This window comes from Paenibacillus cellulositrophicus, from assembly GCF_009363095.1.
GTDB lineage: Bacteria > Bacillota > Bacilli > Paenibacillales > Paenibacillaceae > Paenibacillus_AQ > Paenibacillus_AQ favisporus.
This window is the reverse complement of the sequence record NZ_CP045295.1, coordinates 39909-58811: the sequence shown is the minus strand read 5'-3', so window position 1 is coordinate 58811 and position 18903 is coordinate 39909. Positions and strand designations below refer to the sequence as shown.

General features: G+C 53.4%; 7 protein-coding genes (1 of these 7 cut by a window edge). 2 read left to right on the top strand and 5 right to left on the bottom strand.

Annotated elements, in window-relative coordinates; translation table 11 throughout:
• Positions 1 to 82 precede the first annotated feature (82 nt).
• Positions 83 to 460 carry a hypothetical protein gene (locus GCU45_RS00105; protein WP_116230386.1) on the top strand — a complete coding sequence of 126 codons (378 nt, stop codon included), beginning with the start codon at positions 83 to 85 and terminating at the stop codon, positions 458 to 460.
• 74 nt (positions 461 to 534) lie between these two features.
• On the opposite strand, the gene GCU45_RS00100 is transcribed toward GCU45_RS00105, so the two are convergent.
• Positions 535 to 948, bottom strand: coding sequence for a nuclear transport factor 2 family protein (locus GCU45_RS00100; protein WP_152397569.1), 414 nt, complete (start codon positions 946 to 948; stop codon positions 535 to 537).
• A gap of 132 nt (positions 949 to 1080) precedes the next feature.
• On the opposite strand from GCU45_RS00100, the gene GCU45_RS00095 reads away from it, so the two are divergent.
• On the top strand, positions 1081 to 1671 hold the full coding sequence (locus GCU45_RS00095) for a CGNR zinc finger domain-containing protein (protein ID WP_152397568.1): 591 nt from the start codon (positions 1081 to 1083) through the stop codon (positions 1669 to 1671).
• Positions 1672 to 1879: 208 nt separating this feature from the next.
• On the opposite strand, the gene GCU45_RS00090 is transcribed toward GCU45_RS00095, so the two are convergent.
• From GCU45_RS00090 to GCU45_RS00075, 4 genes are all read right to left on the bottom strand, one after another.
• The gene (locus GCU45_RS00090; protein WP_105442876.1) at positions 1880 to 2269 is read right to left on the bottom strand and encodes a MerR family transcriptional regulator; all 390 of its coding nucleotides are present in this window, start codon (positions 2267 to 2269) and stop codon (positions 1880 to 1882) included.
• Between the two features lie 315 nt (positions 2270 to 2584).
• Positions 2585 to 3541, bottom strand: coding sequence for an acyltransferase domain-containing protein (locus GCU45_RS00085; protein WP_152397567.1), 957 nt, complete (start codon positions 3539 to 3541; stop codon positions 2585 to 2587).
• A gap of 21 nt (positions 3542 to 3562) precedes the next feature.
• Positions 3563 to 4297 carry an MBL fold metallo-hydrolase gene (locus GCU45_RS00080; RefSeq protein WP_152397566.1) on the bottom strand — a complete coding sequence of 245 codons (735 nt, stop codon included), beginning with the start codon at positions 4295 to 4297 and terminating at the stop codon, positions 3563 to 3565.
• Positions 4298 to 4322: 25 nt separating this feature from the next.
• On the bottom strand, positions 4323 to 18903 hold the 3' portion of the coding sequence (locus GCU45_RS00075) for an SDR family NAD(P)-dependent oxidoreductase (RefSeq protein WP_152397565.1). It continues 3722 nt past the right edge of the window; 14581 of the gene's 18303 nt are visible here — the last part of the coding sequence; the start codon falls outside the window, past its right edge; its stop codon occupies positions 4323 to 4325.

Genomic DNA, 18903 nt, shown 5'->3' with positions numbered 1-18903 from the left:
CAAGGAGTGATAATATGTATAGCGGCCATTCTGAGGCTGCATGAAATCATGATCATACAGGAAGAAGGAAGTAATTAACTACATGAATAACTCGATCCGTTTATTTAAGGTGTCCGGCATTGTGCATAAGGATCAACTTGTCGTTTGCGTCAAGGAATGGAAGCTCCTGAAGGAAACCGGGCGTTATTACGAAATTAAATCAGAAGATGCCAACGTCAAGAGAGTGTATAAAGAAAAGCTCGGTGTGATCCAAGACGATACCAAGGCATACGCGAACGGGCTGATTTCGAACCACACCTTTTGTGCACATGAGGACATTGAAACCATGAAATCGCTCATTATCACAGAACTGGACTCCAAAATATCTTCCTACCTGCAAGACCTGCTGCTGAACAGAAAAGCACTGGAAAGCTCTGACGAAAACTCGATTTCACTTCATATTACTGAGCTGAATCGTTAACTTATAAATGACATGAATACTTATGCAAGGGCGTCCATCCACTCGGTTGGCGCCCTTGCTGCTTGTAACGAGAATTATCTGTACCTGCGGTCCGATTCCTGGATCGGATAATCGTTGCCGCTCATATCCCGTCTTCGCATCAGCCCTTCTTCATCAAACTCCCAATGCTCATTCCCATGCGTTCTCATCCACTGTCCCGTGTCAGCGTCCCGCCATTCATACTCGAAACGCACCGAAATGCGATTGTCTGTGTAACACCACAGCTCTTTCATCAGCTTGTAATCCAGTTCTTTCGCCCACTTTCGTTTCAAAAAATCCCGGATGGCCTCCCTTCCCTTAAAAAACTCGGTGCGATTCCTCCACTCCGAGTCGGGAGAATAAGCCATCGCCACCAGATCCGGATTTCTTGTATTCCAGGCGTTCTCGGCAGCTTTTACCTTGGCAAGCGCCGACTCATTGTTAAACGGGGGTTTAATGATATTAGACATGGACTCCACCTCACGATATGAACTAACCACAAAAGTGCAGTTGTTATGGTTAGTGTGATAGGTACTTTCCATTAACCTGTCAATTAATTATTATTAGGTTAGTTAAAAAGAATGTCAGTTGGAGGAAATTTCATGACGCTAAATAATACAGGTTCGTTTCCACTGCTCTCTGGTCATCCTTCACTGGATTTGGTCAATACCGAGCTGGTTCGCAGAGGCATCCGCCATGATTTACTGATCCGTCCGGAAGATCTAACCGCTTGGCTTGAAGCATTAAATATGAAGGAAAGTCTGCCTTCACTTCAGCATGCATCATCGGAGATCACGAAAGAAGTGCTGAATAAAGTTAAAGAATTTCGGATTGTCGTCAGAGACATGTACGAGCGGCTGGCTGACGGCCAAGAGGTTACCCGCTCATGGATCCACCTCATGGAAGCGTGCATTGCCAACGCTCCATTGTCCTATCACTTCATCGACGGAAGACTCGTTCCCGTTCCGCGAGGCTCTGATATCGATGCGATCCTGTCCCTGGTCGCCCTGGACGCGCTCCGGCTGCTGGAAGCCGGTGAATTGGCGTTTCTTCATCGGTGTTCCAATCCCGAATGCGTCCTGCTCTATGTTGACCGTTCGGGACGACGGAAATGGTGCTCCATGAAGATTTGCGGAAACCGGATCAAAGTGGCGCGAAACCAGGCCAAAAAAGACCACAATCAAGATATGTAGTCACTAACACCACCACCAGCACAAACACCAATACGAACCAAACAAGCTTTTTTTGCATTACATTGAATCTCTACGGGGACACAATGAAGGTAGTGGTTACGTAATATATATTATGTTAACCATTTATTGCGCGGATGACCAAGGCACACTTTCTTTCAAGATGTCCTGGCTCCACGAGTTTGGAATTACATTAATCATTTTTTCCTCGTTAAGATTGCATAAGCTTTTCGTAATAGTCCAATTTGGTCCGTGCTTCCGCGATCGTTTGGTCCAGTGCCTGCCGCTGCTCCTCCAACCGGTCCAATTGAGCCGCTAGAATAGACATCCGGCTTTGGATTAACTTCATCTCTTCATCGTCCAGAGCTTCCTTGTTTCTGAAACACTGCCCGTCGGCAATAAAATCCTTAATGTCTTCCAGCGACAAACCGCTCTGTTTTAAGCATTTGATCGATAAAATTTGGTGGACATTTGCATCGCTATAGCTCCTGACACCACCCGTTCCACGCGAAGCTGGTTGGATCAGTCCCATTTTTTCATAATAACGTAATGTGTCCAGACTAAATCCAGTCATTGTGGAAGCTTCCCGAATGTTATACATAGAAAATCACCCCTTTTCCCCCTTATTGTAAACGCTGGAGCTGACTCCAGGTCAAGGTCAGAGTTAGCCCTAGTGAATAAATTGGAGGGAATTGCAGGGAAATGAGAATTTTATTAATGATATTAAATATAAATGTGATAAATAGAAAATTATATCACCCAATTTAGGTTAACATAATAAATATTACGTTAACATTGATGTTTTCAATCCGGTTTGTTGCAATTCTGTAACCGTCATGTTTGCTCTATTCACACTTATTCCCATAAAAAAATCCCATCCCCAGTTTGTGGGAATGGGATTAGATCAAGAATACCGCTACTCTTGCTGTATTCGGCGTATCGTCGATTCCAACCGGTCCAAATCCTTTTGAAAAGGACTGAGCACGCTGTACACTCCTGAACCGGATACTGCTTTCCACAGATGCTTTGTGAAATTGGCGAGCGTTCCGGACGGCCCTAAATCTACGCAGATATGCTCCGAAGGGCTCAGCCGCTGGATCGCTTCCAGAAAACGGATCGGATGCCGAACGGCATCCCAGACATAGTCTGAAGATAACGACGTGATGCCCATCCCATATAGACCGGAAATCAGTTTCACCTGCGGCCGGTAAAACTTGATCCCTTTCAAATAAGATTTATACGCCGTCTCCGCTGCGTCGATTGATGCGGAGTGAAAGCCGTACCGCACAGGCAGCACCTGATGGGCAATTCGGGTTTGCGTTAGGAACGCTTCCGCCTGCCGGATGCCTTCCGCTGTGCCGGATACAACGAAGTGGGAATGAAAATTCACAGCGGCCAGCTCGGTGTGCGCATGCAGCTCAACGGTTTGCTCGAACATCGCGGGATCGCTTACGATGGCGATCATGCCGCCCGGCTCGCAAGTCTGCTGGACCACGTCGGCTTGAGCGGCAACAAGCTCCAAAGCCGTTTCCCAATCGATAACGCCGGCAACGGCACAGGATGCAAACTCGCCTAAGCTCGTCCCCAGCACGATATCCGGATATACCCCGTTTTCTATCATCACCTGCGCCAATGCATATTCCACCATAAAGATGGCCGGATGACTGTAGGATAAATGATCCAGAGGTTCGCCCGTTTTACGGACGCTATCGTACAATTCCAAGACGACAGACCTGCCCGCTGACTGATACAGCCACCGGTCCATCCGGTCCATCCATGCCCGGAATCCGGAATGCCGTTCGTAAAGTTCGATTCCCATCTGGTAATATTGGGAGCCTTGACCGGGAAACAAGAAAACGACGGGTTTTGCCATGATGGTGAAGTAACCTCCAGATTATTGAAAATGGTACGCTTGGCTTTGGTTTGGCCTCATACGGAAGTCGACAAAGTGCTTGCGGGACTCCAGCTGAACGTAAATGTTCCGGTCATATAAGTGGGAAAAGCTTGCACCGGGAGGTTCACCGAACGAATGGCCGGGAAAAACGCGCATGTCGGGTGTAACACTGGCTTTGATTTTTTGAATGCTGTCAAACATCTGTTCTGCTGAGCTCCCTCTAAATTGACATTCCCCGCACCCTTCAATGAAAAGCGTGTCCCCAGTGAACACGCATTCCCGCAGAAAGTAGCACATGCTTCCCGAGGTGTGCCCTGGCGTCCAGATGCACGTCACCGTAGTTTCTCCAAAGCGCAGTCTCTCTCTATCATACACCTTTATCAAATTTTTGCATCTGAACCCATAGTCATCTACCTCTATCGCGGACATGTAAACGGCACAACCGTAAATTTCCGTTAACTCTGATGCTAGATGAACATGATCTTGATGGGAATGCGTCAGCAGGATTCCTTGCACTTTCACTTGCAGCTCCTTCAGTTTACCTGTAATGATTTGGATGTCCCAAGCCGGATCAACCAGCATGCCTTGGCGTGTGCGGGAATCCACCACGATATACGTGTAATTAATAAAAGGCAGGGAAACGGTTCGCAGCGGATAAACATCATAGCTCAGTTGAGCTCCCCTCCTCTCCTGTTCTTCAACGGAAGCGCAGGTCCCGGTCGAATGGCGGAGCATACAGCCTCACGACCGGGTTGCGCACTTAGCCGCTTATCGGGTTTGCCGTTCTTCTTTTAAAATCGTTCAGAAATGCCTCCGAAACACCTTCCTTCGAGTATAACCGGGCGCAGAACTCGTAGATCTTCTCATAAGACTGAGGTTCCGAGAGCAGCACCATATGATTGGAGGGATCGATATCAATCATGTGAATGTTGGGGAACTGCCGCTCCCATTCTTCCCAATAAGCCGCTTGGTCCAATGGTGTTGTGTCTTCGTGAATGGAAAAGTACGGTTCGAGCTCTCCGAAAATCAAGCCTCGTTTATTACGGAAATAATAACAGGTGATCTCCGCTGCATTACTGAGCGGCTTCACCGAGAAACGGTCAAACTGGTATGCGTGCTGCATTTTGATATTTGCATCGATCATCGCGCGGATCTGCTGCTCCGTTTTGGTTAAACCCCGCCCGTAACCTAGTTGTATAAGCTGCTGCAGGAGCCCTTCTTCGTCGGAGGCAAGCTCCAGCTCGTCCCTGTGGATGAGGGTTTCGGCAAAAGTGTCCGGACGCTGAAATTGGTTTGAAGCCAAGGCGAGATTGACCGCCTGCAGCACCGCTGTCGGCCTGGAAATCTCCCCTTCCTGAAAAGCTTCGCCATACGGGGAATCGAGCATGACAACGGTATTTACCTTGTGCTCCAGCTCTTGAAGCTGTCTCGCAACTTCGTAGGCCAACACGCCGCCAAGGGAGTAGCCGCCCAGATCGTACGGTCCCTCGGGTTGCACGGAGAGAATCATATGCACATAATAGGCTGCCATAGCGGCCACCCCCTGAAGCGGCGCCCGCTCAGACATCCATCCTCTTGCCTGAATGCCATAGAATGGTCGATCGCTCTGGCGTGATAGATCCTGGTACATCTCTACGCCGCCAAGGCCGCCGTGAAACCAGAAAACCGGCCGCAGCGTCCGCAAACCTGCATTCAGCAAAATCAGCTCCGGAAAGGCTGGCCATGTCCTGACTTCGCCTGTAACCCGCTGATCACCATCAATGGGATTGTCCCGCTGTGTTTGGACAACGGATTGCGGGACAATCCGAATCAAATCTTTAAGAGTATGGCATTCCTGAAGGCTCGATAAGTCGATTCCCGGATCGATGTGCTGCTGCAGCCGCTGCAGCAGCTGCATGAACAGAATCGAATCGAGTCCATATTGATCCAGCGGAAGGTCGGGATTCATTTCTTCAGGATCCATCCCAAGCAGGGCGCTTACGACTCCAGTGATTCGTTTGCCTGCCTGTATGGCGGCAGCGGCTGCCTCCGTCTCCTCCCAGGCCAGGTTGTTCATCTTGGCTGTACCCTCCGCGTCCCGGCGGCTCATCGGGACTTCGCGCCAGCACCTTCTGGTTTCAAATGGATAAGTCGGCAGCGGGATTCGGCGTTGTTTGCTTCCTTGATACAGCTGCTCCCATGGCACCCTGACGCCCTGTACCCAAGAAGCCGCAAGCTTCTGAATATTTGCAGCTGCTATCCATTCGGCTACATCCTGCTCCGAAACATCCTTTGGCGGGCTTTCTGCGCTGCCGACGGCAATAGAAACCGCACAAGATACTGTTGATCCGGTTATTTTTCCATCCTGCAAAAATGCACTTAATCCGGCAAGCAGTTCCTCACGGGTGCCGGCGATCAGGGCGAGGCGCGAATGCATGGCTTCTCTGCCCAGCTGAAGCGTAAACGCCATGTCCGCGAGCGGCAGACGCTCCATGCCCTCGACATACTCAAGCATCTGACGGGCATAGGCTTTCAAGCGGTCCCCGTTTCGCGCAGACAAAGCAAATAGGTGCTTCCTGTTTGATGGATGTTCCTGTGCCGCCTCCGTATGTTGAGAGGTGTACTCCTCCAGAAGGATATGCCCGTTCACCCCTCCGATCCCGAAACTGTTCAACGCGGCCCTCCGTGGAAGCTCCCGCCCTTCCGCATCCGTCAATGCGGACCAAGTCAAGTGCTCCGAGGTCAGCCGCAGCGGACTGCCATTCAAGGAAATTTGGCCGCTCGGCTCCGTAAAACCGTGTATTCCAGGTATCACCTTATGCCGGAAAGCGCAGAGCACTTTGATGAGAGACGCCATTCCTGAAGCGACCTCGCAGTGTCCGATTAACGGCTTAAGCGAACCGATATAGCACGGATCATTCCACGGTTTGGAGGAGATTTCTTCCGCCATCTCGAGATAGCCTGTTTTGAGGGAATGGATTTCGACTCCGTCTGCCATGGGAGACGCAATCCCATGCGCTTCGATGTACGAAACCGTCCTCGGATCGATGCCGGACTGGCGGAAAGCTTGCTTCATTGCCGTCTTCATCCCTTGGGCATTGGGCGATGTTAGAGACATGCCTTTGCCGCCATGAGATATGCCGTTCCCTCGAATAACGGCGTAAATTTCGTGCCGGTCCGCTATGGCACGGGACAGAGGTTTCAGCATGACGGCACCGACCCCTTCGCTGCGTACGAATCCGCTCGCATCCGGCTGAAAAGATGATGCCCGTCCCTCGGAGCTTAAATATCCCATCGATTCAAATCCGACGAAAGGATCGGGTGAAATCAACAGATTCACGGCGCCCACAATCGCCTGATCGCATTCCCCGCCCTGAATGGAGCGGACGGCGCGATGGAGGGCTACCAGCGTGGACGAACATGCGGTTTCATAATATTCGCTTGGTCCGTGCAGATTCAGCGCATAGGAAATCCGGTTCGGAATCAGCGAAGGAACGACGCCAGTCATGGCTTGCGGATTCCCTTGTTCGATGCCCGTCATGCTCATATAGTCCCCTGGACCGGCGGCAACAAAGACACCCGTACTATGATCGGATAGCCGCTGCACTGCGATGCCCGCATCTTCCACAGCCTTCCAGGCTTCCATCAGCAACAGCCTTTGCTGTGGGTCCATTAGTTCCGCTTCCCTTGGCGAAATACCGAAGAACAAGGGATCAAAATCTTTGACCCCATCGATGAAGCCTCCCCATTTCAGGCTGGTTACCGTTCCTTCCGCCGTGGATTCGCCAGCATAATCCCGCCAGTCCCACCGATCCGAAGGAATCTCGCTGATGGCGCTATTGCCGTCTATAATATTTCTCCAAAATTCATGGATGTTCTTAGCACCCGGGAAGACACCACTGACACCGACAATCGCAACCGGTTCGGGCTCGGGGATCGCCATCACAACAGGGGGTTCTGGAGGCCCGGTTAAATCGTCATGTCCTGAATCTGTAACTGATTTTCTGCTCAATTGAGCACGGGATCGCCTGGGATATCCGCCCCTTGGCTGCATAACAGGGATCGTGTGCTCTGCCGCATTCGGCAGTGCATCCTCTGAATCCTCGTCATCAGCAAAACGAACGTTTGAAGATACATGAGCTGCAGATTGGCTGGTTTCCGGAGCGGCGCGATCCGAAAATGCATCGGCATGACGGTCCAGCAAGTATTCTGCAAAGCTGCCCAGCGTCGTGTACTCAAAGAACAGCGTTGGCGTAAGCTCCAACGGGTACTTTTCATTCAGCAGATTGGCCAATTGGGTCAATGAAATGGAATCGAATCCGTAATCGCTGAACTCGGAATCGGCGTCGATATCCTCCTCTTTGACTTTGAGGAGATGGGAGACACTTTTCCGCAGCACGGTGTAAATCTGTTCCAACGTATCAGCACCTGTTTCCCTGGATGGCATATCGGCATCCTGTACTTGGACTGCTGAAGGCAACGGATTCGATGGCAGCATTCTGGCACGGATTTTTGAACCGAGCCCGGCCATGGCTACAACCTGATCCGCTCCCGCAGCCAGCCCCTGATATAGGGCACGGATTCCATCCCCGGTTTCCATCGGCCAGGTGCCCAATGTTTGACGCATGATTTTTACGACGTCCTCGTCCACGGACATGCCGCCTTCCTTCCACAGCGGCCAATTGACCGACAGCATGCGTCCATGCCGCTGTCCCGCTTGGGCCAATTGGTTTCTGTAGGCGGCATAGGCATCCATAAAAGCGTTGGCTGCCGAGTAATCGGCTTGCCCCGGATTGCCCGTGGCTCCGGCCACGGAGGAGAACGCAATCAGAACGTCCAGCGGCAGGTCACGGCTGGCTTCGTCCAAGTTCACAAGGCCTGCGACTTTTGCTGATAGCACGCCCTGCAGCTCGTCGACCTCTTTGTTGACGATCAAATTATCACGGATGATGCCTGCCGCATGAATGATCCCGTTAATCGTTCCATGCCGTTCCGCTGCCCACCGGAGCAGGTCCGCCGTTTGCTCATGGTCTGCCACGTCCGCCTGTTTGTATATCACTTGGGCTCCGGCGTCGCTTAGATCGCGCATCGCTCGCTCCACAGCAGCGGATTGCGGCGAACGGCCGGTGAGGATCAAAGTCGGCGATTGAACCTGACTTGTGATTTCCCGGGCAAACATCAATCCCAAGGCGCCTGTGCCGCCGGTGATCAAGTATACGCCATGATCTTTCCATGGCAACGCTAGCATATCCGATTTGCCCGCAAGCTCGCTCCATCCTGCTGTCCAGCGTTTGCCGTCCGCATAGCGGATTCGGGAATCGCCCGGACATTTCGCACACTCGTCCAATCGGTTGATAAGGCCGGAATCGATGCGATCAAGCTCAATGACTTGGCCCACCAGCTTGGAGCTCTCCGACTGCGCTGCTTTCAATAGACCGCCAAGTCCTGCGAGATACCGGTGCTCCTCGCGGGTCGGCATTACCACCTGGACGAGAACCCGATCCTTCGGTTTCTGCCGTAAAACGCTCCGGATCTCGGTGAACACGGCTTCCACATATGAAGCATAACGCTCCGCCATGTTTCCGGTCGCCATGTTCAGTGCGACAAACCGGGTAGGTAATGCCGACTCTTTGGAGTTTATACGGATAGCGGAGGCTTCTTCCAAATCGCACAGGAACACGAAGCGGCTGGCATAGGACGGCATCCCTCCGTACAGTGGCGCTGGACTCTCCGAATAAATGGGCTCAAACAACAGCACTCCGGCATCGTCTTCCGGTCCTTTAACGGCCGAGGCCGCCTCTAGCAACCTGGTGGAAAATCCTTTCATGCGTACCATGACCGTCCCGATCTCATCGCATACATCAATATCCACCCGTTGAACCGGGCTGTTAGGCTTGTGGTCTTCGCTAAATCGGATCACCGCCCACACCGCTTCGGGGCAGCGGCCATAGACTTCCAGTTCTTGCAGCGCAAACGGAAGACCGGGTTTTGTCTCTCCTCCCGCTTTCCGGTCCGGCCCCATCACGAAGCCGAGGGTCGCCTGAAGCACGGAATCGAGCAGGCTTGGATGAAGCAGGAAATCCGCTTCCGTTCTCGCCTGTGCGTCAGGAAGCGCGATTTCTGCCACGACCTGCCCGTCACCCGTCCATATCCCCCGAATCCCTTGATGTGCCGGACCGTATTGAATCCCCATGCTGCCGTACAGCGCATAAAGCTCTTCGGAAGGGATCGGATCGGGACGGCAGCGGGACCGGGCCTTCTGTAAGTCGATCACCGGACGCTCACCACGGCTGCCGACGGTCGCAGAACCCTGACTGTGCAGGGTCATTTCCGCCTGCTCATCCGCTTGATGTTGGACGGTATAAATTTCGTAGGCAATCTCGCCGTGTTCATCTTGGAGCAGATCCACATGGACTTCCACCGGCGTTCCCTCTATCGCGATCGGCCGGGCCCACACCACGTTTTTCAACCGGATATCGGGATGTCTGTGCTGAGCGCTAGCTTCCGGCATCGCTAGTGTCACAGCTTGAATCGCCATCTCCAAATAAGCCACGCCCGGAAGAACCGGTTTTCCCTTTACCACATGATCCGCCAGGAAGAATTCCGTCCCATCGAACGTGGAACTGAATCGGACGCCCGATATGTCCGAAGTGTTGCGGTGCAATAGCGGATGAAGAACAGCGGACCGGGGACCGCTAGATGCTGCCTGATCATCTCGAGGCGCGGATAAGTTCTCAATCTCAGGAACCCAGTATGGTTCACCTGCAAAAGGATATGTTGGCAGACTGATGCGGAATGGTTTACGTTCTCCGTAAAGGAGGCTCCAATCCACATTCAGTCCTTTGACCCACAGTCCCAATAGCTGATCGTATTTATCCCGTTCCATCCATTTGAGCACTGTCTCCTGAAAGTCGGCGTCTGCCTCAATGACGGACACAATCTCTTTATTGCGTTTAGCCTGTCCCCGAACGTAGTTTTTGCCGAGCCCTCTTCCTTCCATAAAAGCATCGAGCTTCTTCTCAAGCTCCTCGAGGCTCTGTACGATTAAGCCCAGCCTTTCCTCCATCGCCTCGCGCCCGACTTGAAGGGTGTAAGCAAGGTCCGGCAGCTGCTCATCGGACCACAGCCCGCGGCGTATCGAGGACAGCAGCCGCTCCGCTTGGGCCTTGAGTCGGTCCTCGTTTTTGGCGGACAACAAAATCAAGACTCGGTTGACAGTGCCATTATCGTTGTGGTGATCCTGCGGATCGGTGGTGTATTCTTCCACGATGACGTGCGCATTTGCACCACCCGCCCCGAACGAAGAAATGCCGGATCTGCGCGGGTACTCCCTGCCGTCAATGACCGGTCGCTCCCATGGAGCGGTTGCCGTCTGTACGGTAAAAGGCGTCCGACCAAAATCGATGTTGGGATTCAGTCCGGCGTGCATCACATTGCGAACCAGCGTCCGGTGCTTCATCTGAAGCAGCACTTTGGTTAATTGGGCAATTCCGGCGGCCGCTTCGGCATGCCCGATGTTCGATTTTACGGACGAGATGGAACAGTAACCTTTTGCATCGGTATATCGGGTGAAGACGTCGGTCAGTCCCTTCACTTCGATAGGGTCGCCGAGCGCCGTTCCTGTGCCGTGGGCTTCGATGCAGCTAATGGTTCGCGGATGAATTCCGCTCTGTCCCAGCGCTTTGTCGATCGCCTGGGATTGGGAAACTGGGCTGGGAACAGTATATCCGTTGGTTTTGCCCGCATGACTGACAGCGGTTCCTTTGATCACCCCATAGATTTGGTCATGATCCCGGATTGCTTCATCCAGCGGTTTCAGCAGGACGGCGCCAACTGCTTCGGACGGAACATATCCGGTCCCTCCCTCGGCAAATGCCCGGCAGCGTCCATCCGATGCATTGAATTGTCCCTGGCAGAGTGTCACGTATTTACTGGGATGAATCGATAAATTCACGCCACCGGCAATGGCCATCCGTGATTGGCCGTTTCGGATGCTTTCGCAGGCCAGATGCACGGCATACAGGGAGGAGGAGCAGGCGGTATCCACCGCGAGGCTCGGTCCGGTAAAGTTCATCACGTAGGAGACTCTGTTGGCGATCGAGAACATTTGGCTCGTTGCGATGTACTCCTCTTGATTGGCTTTGATCGCGGCATCAGCCATATAAAGCTGGTAATTGTTAAACGTTGCTCCCACGAATACTCCGATCTGGTTCCCGTAACCGTCCTGTCTCAACGAATCGCGGGTATATCCGGCATCTTCCACGCATGCCCAGGCCGTCTCGAGGAACAACCTTTCCTGCGGATCCATGTACATGGCATCCCGAGGCGAGATGTTGAAAAATAGCGGGTCAAAGTATTCGATCCGATCCAGGAAACCGCCCCATTTGCTGTAGCTCAGCCCGTTTGCCACCGCCTTGGTCCGATCCGGCTCGTAGAAGCCTTTTAGCGGCCAGCGCTTTGCAGGGATCTCTTCGATGCAGTCTTTACCTTCATAAAGATTCGACCAAAACTGATCCAACGTATCCGCCAGGGGATATCGACCAGCCAAACCGACGATGGCGATATCGACAGCTCCGTTCTGTCCTCCATTTGGGCTTAGGTTTAGCCCAGATATGGCGCCGGCATCTGGACTTGCCTCGTTCTTAGTCGCTGAATCTTGGCTTTCCCGGTGAGATGGTGCAGGGACTGTCTCCTCCACAAGGGAAGCCGGCTTGGCCAATTTCCGATCTTTTGGAGCAGAAATATGGATTGGTAAGGGCTCGGAGACATCGGGAAGCAGGCACTCCACCGCCTCCTTGTGATGAACCGCCAAATAGTCGGCGAGCTGCTGGATATTGTTATATTGATAGAACAAGGTGGACTCCAGCGTTCCGATCCACTGTTCGACTTTGGCGTTCAATCCGGTGATCATCAAGGAATCGAGACCGATTTCCTCAAAGGAGGCCTCATCCTCCAGCCGATCGTAGGGAACGCCGGTGACCTCGGCCACGATCGTTCTTAAATGGCCGACTGCCGCTGCCGCCAGCGCTGTTGTTTCATCATGGCGCCCGTTGGTACGCATCTGTCCATCCCGTTCCGATCGGAGTCTAACGTCATTCGAAATTAATCCATCCTTTGGCAGAGTATGCTCCTTATCGTCACGTGAGGAGAGCTCCTTATCCATCTTTTCCCGAATGGATATAACGTTTGCGGACGCGGCATCCTCCTGGCCTTGTACCGCCTTCACCCAATAATATTCGCGGGCAAAAGGGTAGGTTGGCAAATGGACAAAGCCCGGCGGGTCCTCGCCAAACAACCGATCTCCATCTAAGGAATAGCCTTGGCAGTACAAATCCGCCAGAGCGAGCAGCGTGTCCCGGTAGGTTTGCGCATCTTCCCGTTGACTTTGGCTTTGCCGCATCAGCTCATCGACATACTGGTTCAATGCCCGTTGGGCGGTGAATTGGCGCGATACCCTGCCCTCCACATAATGAGGGGAGTTCATACCCAGAAGGGACTGCTGCAGCACGTTTTGGGCATCCGACAAGTCTCGAATCACGACAGCCGACCGGTATTGAAAATGCTGCCGACCTTGAAGCAGGGTGTAGCTGATCTCCTTAAGTTCTTCATCGGACCGATCCCCGGCAGCCAGGTATTCGGTCAAGTCCTCCGCCCGAGTCCTCAGGGCTTCCTTGGTCTTGGCCGACAATAGAAGCAGGTAATATGGCGGATTTCCGGCTGTCGCCCGGTTTGCCGCATCCGGATAGCTTTCCACCACCATATGCGCATTGGTCCCGCTCATGCCGAAGGCACTGACGGCACCGACCCGGGTGCTCTCTCCGGATACGTCCCATGTCCGTCTGACCCCATTGACGTAAAACGGACTGTCGTCCCAACGGATATACTCATTTTCACGCTCGAAATTCAGGCTTGCTGGAATGACGCCATGACGCATGGCCATCACCAGATTGACCAGGCTGACGAGGCCGGAGGCTGCAAAACTATGTCCGAAATTGGTTTTGGCTGACGTTACCGCACAATACCGCCGTTTGTCCGTAAAGGTCCGGAACGCCTCATTCAAAGCGTTGATTTCGACCGGGTCGCCAAGCTTGGTTCCGGTGCCGTGCGTGACGATATACTCGATCCGTTCCGGGTCAATGTGATATTGCCGGTAGACGTCACGAATCAAGCGCGCTTGTGCCGTTTCGCTCGGTGCCGTGATGCCGTTGGTCTTTCCGTCATAATTGACGCCGCTTCCGCGGATCACCGCATAGATCGGGTCCCGATCGGCCACTGCTTTCGACAAGCGTTTCAGTACGATGACCGCAACCGCTTCGCCCGGAACCGTTCCGTTGGCCCGCTGATCAAAGGCGTAGCATGTTCCGTCCTCCGACAGGATGCCCGCATGGCTGATGCCATCGTAGGCATCAGGTGTAAGCATTAGGTTGACGCTAGCGGCGACGGCTGTGTCGCATTCTCCGTTTCGCAGGCTCATGCAGGCTTGATGCACAGCCACCAGCCCGGAAGAGCATGCGGTGTTAATCGCCATATTCGGCCCCGACAGATTGAGTACGTAGGATAATCTTGCTGCCAGGATCGCATTGTGATTGGAAGTGATGCTGCCCTGCTCTTTAGTCAACAAATGATAGTCGCCTTCCTCAACGCCGACGAACATGCCGATCGTGCTTGACTTGAGCCGTTGTTCTCCATATCCGGCATCCTCCAGCGCCCGCCAGGCTTCCTGCAGCAGCAGACGCTGGCGCGGATCGATCCATTCCGCTTCCTTGGGGGAGATCTCAAAGAACAAGGGGTCGAATTCGCCGACACCGGGAATCGTTCCGGACCACCGGCAGAATACCTTGTCTCCGGCTGCTTCGGCCTCGCGGGTATGATGCTGCCAGTCAAAGCGGTCCAGAGGCACCTCCGAAACGGCCGATTTTCCTTCCGACAAAATGGTCCACATCTCATCGATCGTTCTGGCTCCAGGGAATCGTCCGCTCATTCCAATGATGGCGACAGGCTCCGTTCGGTCACCTGCGGCTTCCGACACCGAATGCGAGAGTTCCGACACACGAGGTCGGGTAATCTCGGCTTGACCGGCTGCCGGAGCTTGTATTGGGCTTGGAGGCGCAGCTGGGCGACTGCTCGAATCCTCGGCTGGCTCCCGTATTCCGGAGACAAGCAGAATCTGTTCCTCATTCGCTTTGGCTGCTTCTGCCGCGCTGTCCAGCCCTTCCGCATAGAAGGACAGCATGGGTTTTTCATATTCATCCATGAAATAGCCTGTCAGTTTAGCAATCGTCGACTGTCCGAAAAATATCGACGGCGAAATGTCGAGACCGTAATATTCGCTGAGCCGAGTGGCAAATTGGGCCAGATGGATGGAATCAAAGCCGAAATCAGCCCAGTTTTCATCGGAATCGAGATGATGGGCCGGAATGTGAAGCTGTTCGACGATCCTCTCCTTTATGTCCCACTCCAGACACTGCTCGATGCTCCACCCTTTCATTTCTTTTTTGCGTCCTTTTCCTCCCGGGGAGTCCGGAAGTACCTGAACGGTTGCATTGAATGCCGTTTGAGTTTCCTGTATCCGATCTGCCTCTGACCCGGAAATGCCCAGAAAACGGCGTACGCGGCTTGGACGGCCCGGGAGTAGCAGCACCTGCGTTTGTTTCGACGCGAGAATGCGGTCAAAAGCATCCAATCCTTCTCCCGTCTCGAGCAAACGCAGCCCGCTGGTTCGCAAATACATATCTGTGCTGTCTGGATCGTGGAAGCCCATGCCGCCCTCTTTCCATAACGGCCAATTGATGATTCGTGTTTTCCCGATTACCGAATCAGCCCGATGCTGCGCATAGGCCATTTCAAAACGGTTGCCCACCGCATAGTCGCAGGCGCCGAAATCGCCCAGCACGGATGATGAAGAACCAAAATAACAAACGAATTCGGGCGGATCGGACTGCAGAAGCTCATCCAGAATCAGGGTGCCGGAAATTTTGGGCGCGAGCACTTGCAAAAACGCTTCCGCGTCTTTCTGCAAAATGTTTCTGCCGTCAGAGATGCCTGCCGCATGAAGGACCCCGTTTATTTTTCCAAAACGGCGCCGCGCCTCATCTAATCCGTTTCGCATAGCCTCGATATCGCAAAGGTCTGCTTGCAAATAATAAACATTGCAACCTAGCGCCTCCAAAGCGTCAATCTCCGACTGCTTAGCCGGTTCCAGCGTGGATCTGCCGGTCAAAATCAGGTTCACGGCATGCCTAGCTGCCGCATGCTTCGCGAACTGTAATCCGAGCCCTCCGCAGCCGCCGGTAATCAAGTACGTGCCGCCCTCCCGGATCCAGCTGCTGACGCTTCGTTCATCGGTACTTAGTTCCTGATCCGCCACCGGGTGGACCCGGCAGACGCGGCGGTCGTCCCCCTCGTACAGGACGCTTTGCCCGAGTTCGGCTCCAAGCTCATCCCAGATGTGTGGGAACCAAGCCTGTGGTCTTTCTTCACGGCCGGAATCCGCAGCGAATATTGCGGTGGTTACCTGTATGCCCTGCATGACCTGCCCAAGCGAGCGCTCGAATCCAATCCATGATTCCAAGTGGCAGCGTTCCAGCGGATTGGAATAGCGCCCCGCAAGAAGCAGCTGTTTCGGTTTCAGGCGGGCTGAGGCCATGGCTTGAATGATATGAACAATCGATACATAATCGCAGGACAACGCCGGATTTTCCATTGCCCACATGTACAGAACGGAGTCCACTTCTGGGAATCGCTCTTTAACATTGGCTAGCGCATCCGCATACGCTTTCGGATCGGTGACAGTTAAGGTATGTTCGTCCACTGACAGCCCGGTATCCGGGGTGTGGCGGGAAATAAACATGATGCGGGTCTCTGGGCTCCGTTCACGGACCATCGCTAATAGCTGCTGTTTATGCTCATCTTCATTCAGGAAACAGAGCAGCGTACGCGGCTTCCAAGATAATGAACCGTCATGTGGAAGATCCTCCCGGGCCCAAACCTCCTCGAACGACATCAGCACCTCGCTTTCCTCAGGAAGCGGGGACGAACGATATCCCGACTCGGCAATCTCATGAGCTCCTCCAATCGATTCCGTTTGAGGGGTCATGCTTTGCGGCTGCACGCTTAGCCAACCTTGCTCTTGGGTTGTTGGCATCGATTTCTGATGGACGGCCCAATATTGTTCCCTCTGGAATGGATAGGACGGCAGTTCGATTCGGCGCGGAAAGCAACCGGTATAAAGGGTAGTCCCATCAACGGAATATCCCTGGCAGTAGAGATCCGCCAAGACCAATAGGATTTCCTTATATGTATCCGCTGGTTCTTCCTGTTCCGCAGCTCTGCGGGTTAAGTCGGATGCATATTGACCGATCATGCTTTGTCCGACAAAATCAACAGGTACTTTTCCCGTAAAACGGTTCGCCTGTTTGTCTCTTCCGCCGGATCCTGCCAATAGGAAAATGGCTTCCTGCACATTTCTGGCCACCACCGCCATTCTGTGCTGGAAGTGCTGCCTTCCCGTCAGCAGCGTATAGCATACGTTTACAAGATTCTGTTCGGTAAAGGAGTCCTTTTGCAGCCATTCCGCCAATTCACGGGCTTTGGTTTCCAGCGCTTCTTTCGTTTTGGCGGAAAGGGCGAACAGGAAATGGGAGGGTTCCACTCCTGTTTCGGGCTCAGGGCATGAAGCGTAGCTCTGAACAACCATGTGAACATTCGTGCCGCTCATGCCGAAGGCGCTTACCGCACCCAAGCGTCCGGATTCCGTTTCCGGCCAGGGGACACTCTCCCTGCTGACATATACGGGACTGTTTTCCCACTGTATAAAATCATTACCCTGCTCCAAATGTGTGCTGCCAGGAATCAGCTCATGACGGAACGCCTGAACCAAATGAATCAGGTTGACCAGTCCGGAAGCGGCAAACGTGTGTCCAAAATGAGGCTTGTTGGATGAGATGGCACAGAAGCCTTTTTGATCCGTGTAACGTCTAAATGCTTCCTGCAACGCGCCTACCTCAACCGGATCCCCCAATTTGGTTCCTGTCCCGTGCGAGACGATACATTCGATATGCTCCGGATGAATCCCGGCCTGATCGTACACCGACTGGATCAGTTCCGTCTGCGCAACCGCGCTCGGTGCAGTAATTCCGTTGGTTCTGCCGTCGTAATTGATTCCGCTGCCGCGGATGACACCCAGGATCGGGTCTCCATCCTCTTCCGCCTTGGAGAGCCTTTTCAGTACGACAACGGCAACCGCCTCTCCGGGAACCAAGCCGTTCGCCCGCTTATCGAACGTCAAGCATTTCCCGTCTTTGGAGAGCATACCGGCCTTGCTCATCGCCAAGTATGGAGCGGGAGTAAGCATCAAATTCACGCCTGCAGCAATAGCGGTATCGCATTCGCCGCTGCGGAGGCTAAGGCAAGCTTGATGTGCGGCGGCAAGTCCGGATGAGCAAGCAGTGTCGACCGTTAGCACAGGTCCCTTCAAATCCAGGAAATAAGAAAGCCTTGCCGCGAGGATCGCATTATGGTTGGAGGTAATTCCTTGTTCGTGCAGGAGTTGCTGATAATCCCCTTGCTCGGCACCGACGAACATGCCGATACGCCCCTGCTTAATTTGGGCATCTCCATATCCCGCATGTTCCAACGCTTTCCACGCTTCCTGCAGCAGAAGTCGCTGCCTGGGATCCATCGTTTCCGCATCCTTCGGAGCGATATCGAAGAATAAGGGATCGAACTCCCTGACACCGGGAAGACTTCCCAGCCATTTGCTGTCCATGGACCCCGCTGCACTTCCGGAATCACTGTAATACGAACGCCAGTCAAACCGGTCCTCCGGGATTTCCGAAACCTCGATACGCCCCCCGGCAAGGACGGACCACATTTCTTCGATGTCTCTTGCTCCGGGAAACCGGCCGCTTATGCCGATGATGGCGACGGGTTCCGGATGCTCTTCAGGCGACGATAAAGAATCACGGGGCAGTCCTTTTGCGTCAGTGTTAACCGCCGTTGTCCCTAACCGCGTTGGGACAGGCTGTACTCCCTCTGCTGCGGGACTTTCCCTGTAAAAGTCGGCGATGACATCCCGAAACTCCCGGCTCATGTAATGCAACAATTTTTCAATCGTGGAATGGCCGAAAAAGACGGACGGAGAAAGGTCAATCCCGAGTAGCCCGGAGAGCCGTGCTGCCAGTTGGGACAGGCTGATCGAATCAAATCCGAAATCCGACAAATTGGCGCTGAGATTCAGCCGCTCCACGGGAAGATGAAGAATTCCCGAAATCTGCTCCTTCACGTCCAGCTCCAGGCATTGCACTGCTTGCAGACCGAGCATCTCCGCTCTCCGTCCTTTGCCGGTGGACGGTTGAGCCATT

Excerpts from the sequence above, each read along its gene's own strand:
- GCU45_RS00105 (WP_116230386.1), top strand. The coding sequence starts at position 83 with ATGAATAACTCGATCCGTTTATTTAAGGTGTCCGGCATTGTGCATAAG.
- GCU45_RS00100 (WP_152397569.1), bottom strand. The coding sequence starts at position 948 with ATGTCTAATATCATTAAACCCCCGTTTAACAATGAGTCGGCGCTTGCC.
- GCU45_RS00095 (WP_152397568.1), top strand. The coding sequence starts at position 1,081 with ATGACGCTAAATAATACAGGTTCGTTTCCACTGCTCTCTGGTCATCCT.
- GCU45_RS00090 (WP_105442876.1), bottom strand. The coding sequence starts at position 2,269 with ATGTATAACATTCGGGAAGCTTCCACAATGACTGGATTTAGTCTGGAC.
- GCU45_RS00085 (WP_152397567.1), bottom strand. The coding sequence starts at position 3,541 with ATGGCAAAACCCGTCGTTTTCTTGTTTCCCGGTCAAGGCTCCCAATAT.
- GCU45_RS00080 (WP_152397566.1), bottom strand. The coding sequence starts at position 4,297 with ATGCTCCGCCATTCGACCGGGACCTGCGCTTCCGTTGAAGAACAGGAG.